14 protein-coding genes are annotated in these 13,316 nt (G+C 35.3%); 10 read left to right on the top strand and 4 right to left on the bottom strand.

Going from position 1 to position 13,316, the window contains the following annotated elements; all coding sequences use genetic code 11:
* Positions 1-248 precede the first annotated feature (248 nt).
* Both LZQ00_RS08885 and LZQ00_RS08890 read left to right on the top strand, forming a co-directional pair.
* Complete coding sequence (locus tag LZQ00_RS08885; RefSeq protein ID WP_234514685.1) at positions 249-1,226, top strand: 2-hydroxyacid dehydrogenase; 978 nt, start codon at positions 249-251, stop codon at positions 1,224-1,226.
* Positions 1,223-1,366, top strand: coding sequence for a hypothetical protein (locus LZQ00_RS08890; protein WP_234514686.1), 144 nt, complete (start codon positions 1,223-1,225; stop codon positions 1,364-1,366). The genes LZQ00_RS08885 and LZQ00_RS08890 overlap by 4 nt, the downstream gene beginning before the upstream one ends.
* Here LZQ00_RS08890 and LZQ00_RS08895 read toward each other — a convergent pair.
* On the bottom strand, positions 1,363-2,214 hold the full coding sequence (locus LZQ00_RS08895) for a mechanosensitive ion channel family protein (RefSeq protein WP_234514687.1): 852 nt from the start codon (positions 2,212-2,214) through the stop codon (positions 1,363-1,365). The genes LZQ00_RS08890 and LZQ00_RS08895 overlap by 4 nt on opposite strands.
* A gap of 137 nt (positions 2,215-2,351) precedes the next feature.
* On the opposite strand from LZQ00_RS08895, the gene LZQ00_RS08900 reads away from it, so the two are divergent.
* The 8 genes from LZQ00_RS08900 (at position 2,352) to LZQ00_RS08935 (ending at position 10,415) form a co-directional block, all read left to right on the top strand.
* Positions 2,352-3,221 (top strand): AraC family transcriptional regulator, encoded by an 870-nt coding sequence (locus tag LZQ00_RS08900; protein WP_234514688.1) that lies wholly within the window; start codon positions 2,352-2,354, stop codon positions 3,219-3,221.
* A gap of 2 nt (positions 3,222-3,223) precedes the next feature.
* Positions 3,224-3,658, top strand: coding sequence for a DUF983 domain-containing protein (locus LZQ00_RS08905; RefSeq protein WP_234514689.1), 435 nt, complete (start codon positions 3,224-3,226; stop codon positions 3,656-3,658).
* Positions 3,659-3,684: 26 nt separating this feature from the next.
* Complete coding sequence (locus LZQ00_RS08910) at positions 3,685-4,869, top strand: cysteine desulfurase family protein (protein WP_234514690.1); 1,185 nt, start codon at positions 3,685-3,687, stop codon at positions 4,867-4,869.
* 91 nt (positions 4,870-4,960) lie between these two features.
* Positions 4,961-5,287 (top strand): HesB/IscA family protein, encoded by a 327-nt coding sequence (locus tag LZQ00_RS08915; RefSeq protein WP_234514691.1) that lies wholly within the window; start codon positions 4,961-4,963, stop codon positions 5,285-5,287.
* Between the two features lie 279 nt (positions 5,288-5,566).
* Positions 5,567-6,574: an aspartate--ammonia ligase gene (gene asnA / locus LZQ00_RS08920; protein WP_234514692.1), complete on the top strand. Its 1,008-nt coding sequence runs from the start codon at positions 5,567-5,569 to the stop codon at positions 6,572-6,574.
* Positions 6,575-6,648: 74 nt separating this feature from the next.
* Complete coding sequence (locus LZQ00_RS08925) at positions 6,649-7,953, top strand: DEAD/DEAH box helicase (RefSeq protein ID WP_234514693.1); 1,305 nt, start codon at positions 6,649-6,651, stop codon at positions 7,951-7,953.
* Between the two features lie 130 nt (positions 7,954-8,083).
* On the top strand, positions 8,084-9,943 hold the full coding sequence (locus tag LZQ00_RS08930) for a CocE/NonD family hydrolase (protein WP_234514695.1): 1,860 nt from the start codon (positions 8,084-8,086) through the stop codon (positions 9,941-9,943).
* A gap of 64 nt (positions 9,944-10,007) precedes the next feature.
* Positions 10,008-10,415 carry a hypothetical protein gene (locus LZQ00_RS08935; protein ID WP_234514697.1) on the top strand — a complete coding sequence of 136 codons (408 nt, stop codon included), beginning with the start codon at positions 10,008-10,010 and terminating at the stop codon, positions 10,413-10,415.
* A 6-nt stretch (positions 10,416-10,421) separates the two neighbouring features.
* Here the strand turns inward: LZQ00_RS08935 and LZQ00_RS08940 are convergent, their stop codons facing one another.
* From LZQ00_RS08940 to LZQ00_RS08950, 3 genes are read right to left on the bottom strand one after another with little or no spacing between them, the layout of a single operon-like run.
* Entirely contained in the window at positions 10,422-11,207 is a 786-nt protein-coding gene (locus tag LZQ00_RS08940) for an enoyl-CoA hydratase/isomerase family protein (protein ID WP_234514698.1), read from the bottom strand.
* Positions 11,208-11,219: 12 nt separating this feature from the next.
* Positions 11,220-12,065, bottom strand: coding sequence for a hydroxymethylglutaryl-CoA lyase (locus LZQ00_RS08945; protein WP_234514699.1), 846 nt, complete (start codon positions 12,063-12,065; stop codon positions 11,220-11,222).
* Positions 12,058-13,203 (bottom strand): acyl-CoA dehydrogenase family protein, encoded by a 1,146-nt coding sequence (locus LZQ00_RS08950; protein ID WP_234514700.1) that lies wholly within the window; start codon positions 13,201-13,203, stop codon positions 12,058-12,060. Before LZQ00_RS08950 ends, LZQ00_RS08945 begins: the two co-directional genes overlap by 8 nt.
* Between the last annotated feature and the right edge of the window lie 113 nt (positions 13,204-13,316).

Genomic DNA, 13,316 nt, shown 5'->3' on the forward strand with positions numbered 1-13,316 from the left:
ATTAGGCACAAAGACATAAGGGGTTATACGTAAAAGTATAACCTCTATTTTTTTCACTATTTATGCTGTAAAAATTTCACAAGATAGAAGAATACATGCTTACTCACATCGCGCTTATGCATACCTGATCATGCTACCGGTCTAAATGATTTACCGATCTATATGTATTGTCATTATATTGCGTATACAAGCAAATTTAGTTAAGTTTGATAGGAAAGTACAATTGAATAACAGGATAGATTAAGATCATGAAAGTTTTTATCACTAGAAAAATACCACAAAAAGGAATTGAAAGTTTAAGGGCAGCTGGTTTTGATATTACCTACCGCACTGATCCAGGGAATATTAGTCAAACCGATTTAATTCAGAAATGCCAACAGGTAGATTGTTTACTTGCCGCAGGACATAACCTCTTGGATAAAAACTTTTTTGAAGCATGCCCTCATCTAAAAGCGATCGCCCTGATGAGTGCTGGATATGACAGTGTAGATCTGGATGAAGCTACTAAACATGGAATACCGGTCAGTAATATAACTGATGTATTGTCCAATGCAACAGCAGACATTGCTTTTTTGTTGCTATTATCGGTATCTAGGAAAGCTTTTTATATGCATAAAAAAATTCTAAATGATGAATGGAAAGATTTTGAGTTAACCGAAAATTTAGGAATTGAGTTGAATGGAAAGACCTTAGGGATCTTCGGATTAGGAAGAATTGGACTGGAGCTTGCCAAGAAAGCAAAATATGCTTATAATATGGACATTATCTACTATAATAGGCATCCTAATGAAATTGCAAAACGTATTTTAGATGCGGAGTATGTAAATTATGATGAATTGTTGACGCGCAGTGATGTTTTATCTGTACATGCTAACCTTTCTCTAGAGACAAAGGAAAAATTCAACAAGGAAGCGTTCAAAAGAATGAAAAATACCGCTATTTTCATCAATACAGCGAGAGGTGGATTACACCAAGAACAAGATCTATATGAAGCTTTGACAACGGGAGAAATATGGGGTGCAGGGCTTGATGTTACAAACCCGGAACCGATGTCTTTTCAAAATCCTTTGCTAAACTTACCTAATGTTGCTGTATTGCCACACATTGGATCAGCAACAGAACAGGCACGAGATAATATGGCATTGATGGCAGCAAATAATTTAATTGCATTTTCCAATCAAGTTAAAATGCCGCAAATATTGAATCTGGAGGTCTATCAAAAATGAAAAATATTTATAAACTACTCAACAAGATCAATAAATTGATCTTACCGAAATATGCGAAGAAAGACCCTTCAACGTTAACAAAGTATCAACAAGCAATTGTTGCTTATCGATACTTTGTTTTAATCCGTTCTTTAGATTAAGATTTCATAATGCGATCAATACCACCATTTTGATCACTTACGATACGCATTTCTGTTTGTGGGTAAGCAGCCCCTATCTGCTGTTTATCCAACGCATTTCTAATGGCCTCTTGATTTTCATTATTTGCAGACGCAAAATCTTCTTTTTTAGTCCATGCACGAACAGTTAATCGAACAGCACTATCTCCCAAATCTTTAACGAATACCTCTATCGCTGGTGTTTTCAAAATACGGGGATCACTATTTAATACATTCATAATGGCTTCACGTGCCTCTTTAATATTAGCATCATAAGATATACCAATTGTATATTCAAAACGTCTGTTGACGATTTTAGTATAATTATGGATGATTGAGTTTGCTAATGGTCCATTTGGACTAAAAACGCGAATCCCGTCACCACCAATTAACGTAGTATATAAAATATCTATTCTTTCAACTGTCCCCGAAGTCCCATTATTACTCGAAATAACATCTCCAACTTCAAAAGGCCTAAACAACAGAATCAACACTCCTCCAGCAAAGTTGCTTAAACTCCCCTGTAATGCTAAACCTGCAGCTAATCCAAATGCTGATAAAGCAGCAATGAAAGAAGTTGTTTCAATTCCCATTGTGCTCGCCGCAGTGAGAAACAATAAGGCATAAAGCACAATTCTGACAATACTTAAGACAAATGAGCGTATGGATAAATCAATATTCCGTTTTTCAAATCTTTTACGCATAAGGTTTAGTAAGAATTTGACAACGAAACGTCCGATAATTAAAATAATGATTCCCGTAATAATACTCGGGGTTTTTAAGATCACGACATCTAACAATTTTTCTACACTTGATTCCAATTTATTCATTTCTTAATGCTTTTTAATTTGCGCCAAATATAGTAATCATGACAATAAGAGACAATAAAATATTATTTCGTTGAAAAACACCACAAAATCAATAAACAAACCAGTAAAACAACTTCAATTAACAGTAAATTTGTACTATGACAAATAAAAATACCATACCTGTCTTAGATAATTGTAGCATTAACAATGATTCCAATAGCTTATTGCTTGTCGAGCATCTGGAGCATTATATACAAGTGCATCACAATATGGTATTTCCTCATAAACATAATTTTTATCATTTTGTATTATTTACGCAGGGATCAGGTAGTCATTTAATTGATTTTGAAAAATATGAAATTGAAGATTATCAAATTTATTTTATGGCACCAGGACAGGTTCATACCTGGAATTTTAAAGGAGACGAAGCAGGATATGTAGTAAATTTTAATCAAGAATATTTTCAATCTTTTTTACTGCGTACAGATTATCTCAATCGCTTTTCCTTTTTAAGTGGTCAAAATGATCAGCTCGTTTTTACGATACCAGAAGCACATCGGGAGCAGGCAATTAAAATTTTTGAAACATTATATGAAACAAGTAAAGATCTTAGTGCAACAGACTTGATACGTGTAAGTTTATTACAACTTTTGCTTTGGATAGAATCTTGGCATGGAACAAAATTAGAGAAATCCAATAACCCTTATAATTATACTATTTTTCATAATTATCAGCAATTGGTAGAGAAAAACTTCAAAGAAAACAGGTTACCAAAAACGTATGCAGAACAGTTATTTATTACTCCCAATCATTTGAATGCGATATGCAAATCTTATATAGGCAGTTCTGCTGGGGAAATTATTAGAGAAAGGATCTTATTGGAAGCAAAAAGATTATTGATCAATAAAAGCTTGAATATAAATGAAATAGCAGTTGAATTGAATTTTAATGACAACTCTTACTTCACTAAATTTTTTAAAAAAGCAACGGGTTTGACACCCGATGAATTTAGAAAAAACAACAGTTAGCTATGGAAAAACAAGAAAATACGTACGAATTATCCGAATTTAAATCGGCTTGTGAAGCGCGATGCCCACGCTGTAGAAAAGGAAAAATATTTACAGGAAGTACTTATGGGCTCAAGACTCAAAAAATGAATACACATTGCGATTATTGTGGATTGCGATATGAACGCGAACCAGGATATTTTTATGTTGCCATGTTTGTTAGTTATGCATTTACAGTAGCCGAAATGGTTTCATCTTGCCTACTAGCATACCTCATAACAGGTAATGACAATTCGTTTTGGCTGTATGCAACGGTCGCATTAATGACCGTACTCGTATTAACACCTTTCAATTATCGTTATTCTCGAGTAGTACTCATGTATTGGTTAAGTCCTGGATTAAATTATGTGCCAAACATCAAAAAGAAAGAAATCAATTCTGCGGGACAGACGCTATAAACAAGATAATTTCTACCTTTATACTTATGAAGGATTTAATTTATCTTGACAATAATGCAACGACAAAAATTATAGATCAAGTATGGGATACGATGGTCCCTTATTTTATCCATAATTATGCAAATGCTTCCAGTCTCTATCACAGCATGGGACGGGAAGCAAATAGTGCCATAGAAAAGGCCAGAAGTCAAGTTTCAAAAGCCTTAAATTGCCAAACAAAAGAAATTTTCTTCAATTCAGGTGCTACTGAATCCATCAATACCGTACTAAAAGGTGTTTATAAAAATTATCAGTCCAAAGGAAAGCATATCATCACTGCCAAAACAGAACATAAGGCCGTTCTAACCACCCTAGAAAATTTAGAAAAAGAAGGCGCCCTCATCACCTATCTTGAGGTAGATCGTGCTGGAAACATAGATCTTTCGGCTTTAGAACAAAGCATTACACCAAAGACCATTATGCTATGTCTAATGGCTGCGAATAATGAAACAGGTTTAGTTCACCCTCTTGACGACATTGCGCAGATTTGTAAAAATAAAGATTGTTTATTTTTTTGTGATGCGACACAATATATCGGTAAACTACCCTTAGATCTTTCAAAAACAGAAATTGACATCCTGTGCTTGAGTGCACATAAGTTCCATGGTCCCAAAGGCATTGGGGCATTGTTTATCAGACGGAAAACAAAACCGATACAAATTCATCCTTTAATAGAAGGTGGTGGACAAGAGCATGGTTTTCGTGCAGGTACTTATAATGTCCCGAATATTGTCGGTCTGGGAAATGCAATTGCTTATTTTCAAGAAAATAACAGAGACGCTAAGGAAATAGCACATTTAAGAGATTACTTAGAAACAGCATTATGTGAACTACCTGAAGTTTATGTGCATGCAAAACAGGCTCCCCGACTTCCAAACACAGCGTCCATTTGCTTTAGACATATAACCGCAAGTGAGCTTATGACTTCTTGTCCACAGTTAGCATTATCATCTGGCTCTGCTTGTGTAAGTGGAACCAGAGACCCTTCTCATGTTTTACTAGCCATGGGAATCTCAAAAGAAGATGCATTAGCCACTGTTCGTTTTAGTTTGAGTACGTTAACAACACAAGAAGAAGTGAACAAAACCATTGAATTGATTAAGAAAGCCGTTCAAAAGGTTAGAGAACACTCTCCTATTTGGCAATTGTTCCAAGCTGGACTTATTACGTAATTATTACATTCACACGTACTTTTAAATTGGAAATAATAAAGAAGTTAGCGTACTTTGTAGTATTAGAAATAAATTACAATTATTCAGCACTATGGTAACCATTACAGATAAAGCAAAATCTCGACTTGATGAGATTATGAATACTGAAAATTATGACAGCAGTTACTTTGTACGTGTTGCTGTTGAAAGTGGGGGCTGTTCTGGCTTAAGCTACAAGTTGGATTTTGACAATGAAGAAAAAAAGGGAGATCAATTTTGTGAAGATAAGGGTGTCAGAATTTGTTTAGATATTAAATCGTTTTTGTATTTAGCAGGAACAGAGCTTGACTATACAGACGGGTTGACAGGAAAAGGATTTGAATTCCATAATCCAAATGCAACAAGAACATGTGCCTGTGGAGAGAGTTTCTCTGTCTAAAAAATATAACAATCATGATACAAAGAAGGTCATCATAGTACTATGATGACCTTCTTATTTAAAAAACACTATCAATTTCTTTAATTTTTTGCCATAAAATCAAAAATAAAGGAACTTGTAAATAAATTTACCAACAAGACCTTGTAATATCTGAAATATTGCTATTTTTGACCCTAGGGAAAATTACCGAATTTGTTGAAAAGAATTGCTTACATCAAATTCTACACAAAAAATAAAAAATAGTTCACCAATTAAGCTATTTTTTGATATACATATTTCATGGATAAAAGAACGTTATTAAAAACTGAGGTTGCAATTAGTTTTGTGAAGGATACTTTTGCACAACAACTTAGAAATAATTTAGGGTTAATTCCGATATCATCACCATTAGTGGTATTAGATAGTACAGGGATAAACGATGATTTAAATGGCATAGAAAGACCTGTTGCTTTCCCAATCAAATCATTACAGGATCGTAAAGCTGTGGTGGTTCATTCGCTAGCGAAATGGAAACGTTTACGCTTAAAAGAATTGGAATTGGAAATAGGTGAAGGCGTATTAACCGATATGCGCGCGCTTCGTCCTGATGAGGACTACACACCTATTCATTCCATTTATGTAGACCAATGGGATTGGGAAAAAACAATCGCATTCGATCAACGGAAGTTTTCTTTCTTAAAGGAAACAGTACTCAAAATATACGATGCCTTACGTTTTACAGAAAAGCAGGTAGAACGTCAGTATCCTGATATTAAAGCAGTCTTACCAGAAGAAATTACGTTCATTTCATCTGAAGATCTATTGCAAAAATATCCTTCATTCACACCAAAAGAAAGAGAAAATGCAATTGCCAAAGAGTACGGTGCTGTATTTATTTATGGAATTGGTGGAGTTTTAACAAATGGTGAAGCGCATGACGGTCGTGCTGCGGATTATGATGATTGGAGTACTGAAAATGGAAATGGTACAAATGGTCTAAACGGAGATATCTTAGTTTGGAACCCTGTTCTAAATACGGCTTTCGAACTTTCTTCTATGGGCATACGCGTTGATAAAACGGCTTTACAAAGACAATTAGAAATAAGAAATAATGCAGAACGCGCGCAATTGGCTTTTCACCAAATGCTGTTAAAAGATGAGCTACCAGAATCTATTGGTGGTGGTATTGGTCAATCACGTGTTTGTATGTTTATGCTTAAAAAATCACATATCGGTGAAGTGCAAGTCAGCATATGGGATGAACAAGAAAAACAGGCATTGCAACAAAAAGGGATCAATCTCTTATAAGCGTTTTCTGAAATCGAGATAAGGGTCTGCAATAGCAGACCTTTTTTATGTAATAGTTTGTGTACTTTTGCGCTATGCAAATAGAAGCCATATTAAATAAGCTCCATATCTCCGCTTTAAATGAAATGCAACAGGAAGTATTGGATAAATTTCAAGAAAAAGAAAATCTCCTCTTACTTTCTCCAACCGGTTCCGGTAAAACATTAGCTTTTGCACTTGCTTTGATGAAAACATTAAAACCTGATGCAACCGATATTCAAGCTTTAATCTTGGTACCTACTCGTGAATTGGCTTTGCAAATCGAACAGGTCTTAAAAAAAGTAGCTACTGGATTCAAAATAACCTGCTGTTATGGTGGTCATGATACCAAAACCGAAAGAAATAACTTAAAAAATCCTCCCGCTATTCTTATTGGAACTCCTGGTCGAATTGTTTACCATTTAGATGGAAAGTATATCAATACCGATCAGATCAAAACATTAGTATTAGATGAATTTGATAAATCTTTGGAATTAGGTTTTCAAGATCAGATGTCTTTCATTATTGATCATCTGCAGCAGCTAGAAACGCGTATATTAACTTCTGCAACAGCAATGAAAGAAATACCAGATTTTACAGGTATCTCCTCTTCTATTGAGGTTAATTATCTGAATCATATACAAAGTGCTCCTGCATTAACTATAAAAAAGGTAGTAGTACCTGTGCAGAAGAAGCTGGAAGCATTGTTTAATCTGCTATGTAAAATTGGTAATCAGAAAGTCTTGATCTTTTGTAATCACCGTGATGCAGTAGATCATATCAGTGAATTATTACAGAATCGTGAAATTATACATGATGTATTCCATGGAGGTTTAGAACAAAGTGATCGAGAACTGGCTTTATTAAAATTCAGAAATAATAGTAATCATATTCTCATCACAACAGATCTTGCTGCTAGAGGGCTTGATATCCCTGAAATTGATGCCATTATCCATTATCAACTGCCTTATAAAGAAGATGATTTTACGCACAGAAATGGTAGAACTGCCCGCATGCAGGCAAAAGGAGAAGTTTTTATCATTTTGAAACCAGAAGAAGATTATCCATACGTTTCAAATGAAATTGAAACTGAACAGATAGATGGTGATTATGATCTTCCTAAAAATTCAGAATTCGCAACGTTATACATTTCTGCAGGTAAAAAAGATAAGGTAAACAAGATCGATATTGTCGGCTTCTTACTCAACCTAGATCAAATTGAAAAGAATGACGTAGGGATCATTGAAGTAAAAGACAGAGAGTCATTTGTTGCAGTCAAACGTGCATTGGTCAGTACCATCTTAAAACATTCCAATCTAGGAAAAATTAAAGGAAAAAAAATCAGAATATTGAGAAGTTAAGGAAGCCATCCTTTTCAAAATATATTAAAAAATACCAGATGAAGTCATTCCGATCTTCAATCTGGTATTTTTTTCACCATCTCTTTGACATTTTTCTTATCTTGTCTCATCTTAAATCTAATCTAAAACAATGAAAAAAGGAATTACTATTTTTTCAGCGCTTCTTATTGCTTTTTCATTTAAAGCAGCAGCTCAATCAACTGCTGAATCTAACTATGTAAAAGAGCATTATGAAAAAACTGAAATTGCTATACCGATGCGAGATGGTGTAAAATTATTTACCACCATCTATTCTCCTAAAGACAAAAGTCAATCATATCCAGTTTTACTAAATCGTACACCTTACACTGTTGGGCCTTATGGCCCTAATGAATATAAGCCAAGTTTAGGAAATTTCCCTGCAATGGCTAAAGAAGGATATATTTTTGTTTATCAAGATGTTCGCGGAAAATGGATGAGCGAAGGAACTTTTGAAGATGTAAGACCCACTACCTTAAAAAAAGGTAAAAAAGATATTGATGAAAGTACAGATACCTACGATTTATTAGAGTGGTTGAGTAAAAATTTAAAAAACTACAACGGGAAAGCTGGTATGTATGGCATTTCTTATCCCGGATTTTATTCTACGGTAAGTCTTGTTAAAACACATCCATCTTTAAAGGCTGTTTCACCACAAGCACCTGTAACAAACTGGTATATCGGAGATGATTTTCACCACAATGGTGTTTTGTTTACAGGTGACGCGTTCAAGTTTATGTCAAGCTTTGGCATTCCTCGTCCTCAACCGATTACACCCAACCAAGCGCCTCACACTTTTCAATACCCTTCCAAAGATGTCTATCAATTTTATCTAACTGGGGGAACAGCGAAAGATTTAAAAAACACTTATTTTGCGGATTCTGTTAAATTTTGGAATGATGCATTTGCACATCCTCATTATGATCAGTTTTGGAAAGACCGATTAATTTTACCTCATCTTACCAATGTAAAACCTGCTGTGATGATTGTTGGAGGGTTCTTTGATGCTGAAGATGCATACGGAACTTTCGAAACCTACAAAAAGATTGAAGAACAGAATCCACAAAACAAATCTATACTTGTCGCAGGACCTTGGTTCCATGGCGGTTGGGTTCGAAGTGATGGTAGCTCTTTTGGTGACATTCAATTTGATCAAAAAACAAGTGTGACTTATCAAGAAAAATTTGAGCTTCCTTTTTTCAACTATTATTTAAAGGGAAAAGGCGATTTTAAAGCTGCTGAAGCGAATATTTTCGTAACAGGAAGCAACCAATGGAAAAGCTTTGATAAATGGCCACCAAAGGATGTAGAAGACAAAAAGCTGTATTTACAACCACAGGGTAAACTTGATTTTGAAAAAGTAGGTCGTACCGATTCTTGGGACGAATATGTCAGCGATCCAAACAAACCAGTACCTTATCAAGGTGGTGTCATGGAAAGCAGAACACGCGAATACATGATTGATGATCAACGATTCGCTAGTTCGCGACCTGATGTAATGGTTTATCAAACCGAACCTTTGACAGCGGATATAACAATCGTTGGCCCAATTAAAAACTTTTTGAAAGTGTCTACTTCGGGTACAGATGCAGATTATGTAGTCAAATTAATCGATGTATATCCAGCCAATAGTCCATCTTTCAACAACAAAGTAATGGATGGGTATCAAATGTTGGTTCGTGGAGAGATTATGGCGGGTAAGTATAGGAATAGTTTTGAAAAAGCGGAACCTATGCAACCAGGTTTTGTTACTGACATCAAATATACCATGCCCGATGTAGCACATACATTCAAAAAAGGACATCGTATCATGATTCAAGTGCAAAATACCTGGTTCCCAATTGCCGAGAGGAATCCACAACAATTTTTTGAAGGTTATGAGGCAACAGCAACTGATTATAGAAAAGCAACACACCGTATTTTTCATGATGTGAATAACGCTTCTTATATTGAATTCAGTGTCTTAAAATAATCAAATGCAATACCCTTTTTTTCTTGCCCTACATTCGGCTACACGATGGATAATCACGCTCTGTATGATCATTTTATTGTTCCGAGCTTATTTTGGATGGAAAAAAGGGTATTCATTTTCAAAAAAAGATACCATTCTTCAAGTTTCGACGCTGCTACTATTGTATCTACAGTTTGTTCTTGGAATAACACTGTATTTCGAGAGTCCTATTGTTGATTATTTCTTAGAAAACTTCAAAGAAGCGATCAAGCTTCGTCAGGTTCGATTTTTTGGAATGGAGCATATCACGATGATGGCAATTGGCATCTTTGTATTTAGTATTGGTGTGGTCAAAGGTTTCAAAAAAGAAAGCAGTGTAGATAAATTTAGAACTATATTTATCTACACTGCTTGGACTATTTTGATCATCTTCACTTCTATCCCCTGGGAATTCTCGCCATTAACGAGTAGACCTAGTTTTAGAGCGTTCTAAGAAGCTTTATTCTCCCTTCCAATCTGGAGTCCTTTTTTCTACTCGCGCATCCATACCCTCTTTAAAATCATGACTTGTGCGCAATTTATCTAATTGCTGCAACAAATAAGGATACTGTTCTGAAGATTTAAGATTCCTTAATTCTTTTGCTGACTCAAATCCCATTTTTACTGCTAATGGAGCTGCTGCTGTCAATTTGCTGATCAATGTTGAAAGTAATGTTGGCTTTTGATCCATTAATGCATATACCAATCCTAAATCTTGCATTTCTTGTGCTGTAGACACTTCGCCTCGAATACATAGATCTAATGCCTTATGATAAGGAAAATGCTTCAATAAACCCGCTAACACTTGAAATGGAAACAGTCCAATCTGTACTTCTGGCAAAGAGAACTGGACATCTGTATACGCAAAGACATACGTACATTCCAAAATCAGAAGAAATCCTCCTGCAATGACATTACCCTCCACAACAGCTATGGAGGGTTTATTTAATTGTGACATAACCTCTCCCAAAGATAATTTCACATTAGGTATCTCATCAGATTGTTCGGCCAAATCCGGGTTTTCAAATGCTTTCAAATCCATGCCCGCACAAAAGACTGGACCTTCTGCCGCGAGTACGACGACACGAACATTGACATCATCATTGGCACATTGAATAGCATGATATATTTCACTAATCATGTGTGGAGTGAAAGCATTGCGTTTTTCCGGACGTGCTAACGTTAAATAGAAAACATGATTTTCAAGTTTGGTTTTAATAAACTTATAATTCACATCATTATGCATAACTATCTGATTTTATGATATTAATTTAATAAACTCATTCCCTATGGCTAGAATTTTATTCTGTCCATCTCGTTCAAAATAATACAGCAAATCCTCTGTTGGAATATTTCCCACCAATTCATCTTCGGCAAATGGACATCCTCCATATCCCAATATAGCTCCATCAAATTTTCGACAACCGGCTAAATAAGCGGCATTAATTTTTTCTAAACTACTGGCTTTTGGCGAGTGAAAATGTGCTCCGATATGCAAAGAAGGAAACTTCGAAATAGCCTGTTCAAAAAGTTGTGTAATCTGAGGCAACGTTGCTTCCGAGGTAGTATCGGCTAATGAAAATTCAATTACTCCTAGTGCTGCTATTTTATCGATCCACTCCAATACCAGTCCCTCACTCCAAGCATCTCCAAAAGGATTTCCAAAAGCCATTGAAATATAAACAACCATTTGCTTTTGATGTGCATGAGCAATCTCAACGATACGTTGCAATCGTTCAAATGATGCTGCAATAGATGCATTGGTATTGCGTTGCTGGAAAGTTTCGGATATTGAAAACGGGTAACCTAAGAACGTAATTTTTTCAGATTGCACCGCACGTAAAGCGCCTTGCTCGTTTGCAATGATGCTCAATAACTTTGTTTTATCATTTAAAACCAGTTGACTTAACACTTCTTCTGTATCAGCAAGCTGAGGAACAGCTTTTGGTGATACAAATGAGCCGAAGTCTAACCAATCAAAAAGCTTACTCTCCAAAAGCATATTGAGATATTTCACCTTCTTTTCTGTTGGAATAAAAGGTGAAATACCTTGAATGGCATCTCGTGGACATTCTACCAGGATGATATCTTGATCTTTAGGCATCTTTTTGAATTTCTCTAGAAATGACCATTTTTTGAATACTGGAAGTTCCCTCTCCAATGGTACATAATTTTGCATCTCTAAAAAATTTCTCTGCGGGATAGTCTTTTGTAAAGCCATATCCTCCAAAAATTTGTACCGACTCATTCGACACTGAAACTGCTGCTTCAGAGGCATACAATTTTGCCATAGCACCGATTTTAGAAATACGTTCGCCCCTATCTTTCATATAGCCTGCTTGTCTAGTCAACAATTCTGCCGCTTGAATTTCAGTTGCCATTTCTGCAAGCTTAAATCCTACAGCTTGAAAATCAAATATTTTTTGATTGAATTGCTCTCTTTCATTTGCATATTTTAAAGCACATTCATATGCTCCACGCGCAATACCAAGTGATAATGCTGCAATAGAAATACGACCGCCATCCAATAGTTTTAATGCTTGTACAAAACCTTGTCCTTCTTCTCCTACCATCTGATCTTGATGTACACGACAATTATCAAAAAATAAACATGCGGTTTCTGAGGCACGCATTCCTAGCTTATTTTCTTTCTTACCTGCAGAAAAACCAGCTGTACCTTTTTCTATAATAAAAGCGGTTACCCCCTTTTTATCTCCCTTTTCTCCTGTACGCGCCAATACAACCGCAACATCACAGCTAATCGCATGGGTAATAAAATTCTTAGATCCATTTAGCACGAAATAATCACCATCCCGAACGGCTACTGTAGACAAACCTCCAGCATCAGATCCTGAACCTGTTTCAGTTAATCCCCATGCACCTATCCATTCTGCTGTTGCTAATTTTGGTAAATATTTCTGTTTTTGGTTTTCGTTTGCAAAACTCAATATATGATTTGTACACAATGAATTATGTGCTGCTACCGAAAGTCCTATAGAACCACATACTTTTGAAATTTCATCTAAAATAGTGATGTACTCTTGATATCCAAAACCAGACCCTCCATATTGTTCGGGCACAATAATACCCATAAAGCCATGCTCACCTAATTTCTTAAATAAAGGAACTGGAAAAGTTTGAGATTCATCCCACTCCATAATGTAAGGACGAATATGAGTTTCCGCAAAGTCTCTTGCACTTTGGCGAATCATCATCATTTGTTGTTCATTTTCAATAAACATAAAAATGTTATTTTAATTTATAATTGGAATTCTGTTATTTACAAAAATAACAAAATTATAATATCTTTTTTTAGACATACTCAAAATATAATGTTAAATTTATCTCATATTAT

Source organism: Sphingobacterium sp. SRCM116780, assembly GCF_021442025.1.
Lineage (GTDB): Bacteria > Bacteroidota > Bacteroidia > Sphingobacteriales > Sphingobacteriaceae > Sphingobacterium.

What these genes read in the sequence shown, in the direction of transcription:
- LZQ00_RS08885 (WP_234514685.1), top strand. Translation starts at nt 249, where the DNA reads ATGAAAGTTTTTATCACTAGAAAAATACCACAAAAAGGAATTGAAAGT.
- LZQ00_RS08890 (WP_234514686.1), top strand. Translation starts at nt 1,223, where the DNA reads ATGAAAAATATTTATAAACTACTCAACAAGATCAATAAATTGATCTTA.
- LZQ00_RS08895 (WP_234514687.1), bottom strand. Translation starts at nt 2,214, where the DNA reads ATGAATAAATTGGAATCAAGTGTAGAAAAATTGTTAGATGTCGTGATC.
- LZQ00_RS08900 (WP_234514688.1), top strand. Translation starts at nt 2,352, where the DNA reads ATGACAAATAAAAATACCATACCTGTCTTAGATAATTGTAGCATTAAC.
- LZQ00_RS08905 (WP_234514689.1), top strand. Translation starts at nt 3,224, where the DNA reads ATGGAAAAACAAGAAAATACGTACGAATTATCCGAATTTAAATCGGCT.
- LZQ00_RS08910 (WP_234514690.1), top strand. Translation starts at nt 3,685, where the DNA reads ATGAAGGATTTAATTTATCTTGACAATAATGCAACGACAAAAATTATA.
- LZQ00_RS08915 (WP_234514691.1), top strand. Translation starts at nt 4,961, where the DNA reads ATGGTAACCATTACAGATAAAGCAAAATCTCGACTTGATGAGATTATG.
- asnA (WP_234514692.1), top strand. Translation starts at nt 5,567, where the DNA reads ATGGATAAAAGAACGTTATTAAAAACTGAGGTTGCAATTAGTTTTGTG.
- LZQ00_RS08925 (WP_234514693.1), top strand. Translation starts at nt 6,649, where the DNA reads ATGCAAATAGAAGCCATATTAAATAAGCTCCATATCTCCGCTTTAAAT.
- LZQ00_RS08930 (WP_234514695.1), top strand. Translation starts at nt 8,084, where the DNA reads ATGAAAAAAGGAATTACTATTTTTTCAGCGCTTCTTATTGCTTTTTCA.
- LZQ00_RS08935 (WP_234514697.1), top strand. Translation starts at nt 10,008, where the DNA reads ATGATCATTTTATTGTTCCGAGCTTATTTTGGATGGAAAAAAGGGTAT.
- LZQ00_RS08940 (WP_234514698.1), bottom strand. Translation starts at nt 11,207, where the DNA reads ATGCATAATGATGTGAATTATAAGTTTATTAAAACCAAACTTGAAAAT.
- LZQ00_RS08945 (WP_234514699.1), bottom strand. Translation starts at nt 12,065, where the DNA reads ATGCCTAAAGATCAAGATATCATCCTGGTAGAATGTCCACGAGATGCC.
- LZQ00_RS08950 (WP_234514700.1), bottom strand. Translation starts at nt 13,203, where the DNA reads ATGTTTATTGAAAATGAACAACAAATGATGATGATTCGCCAAAGTGCA.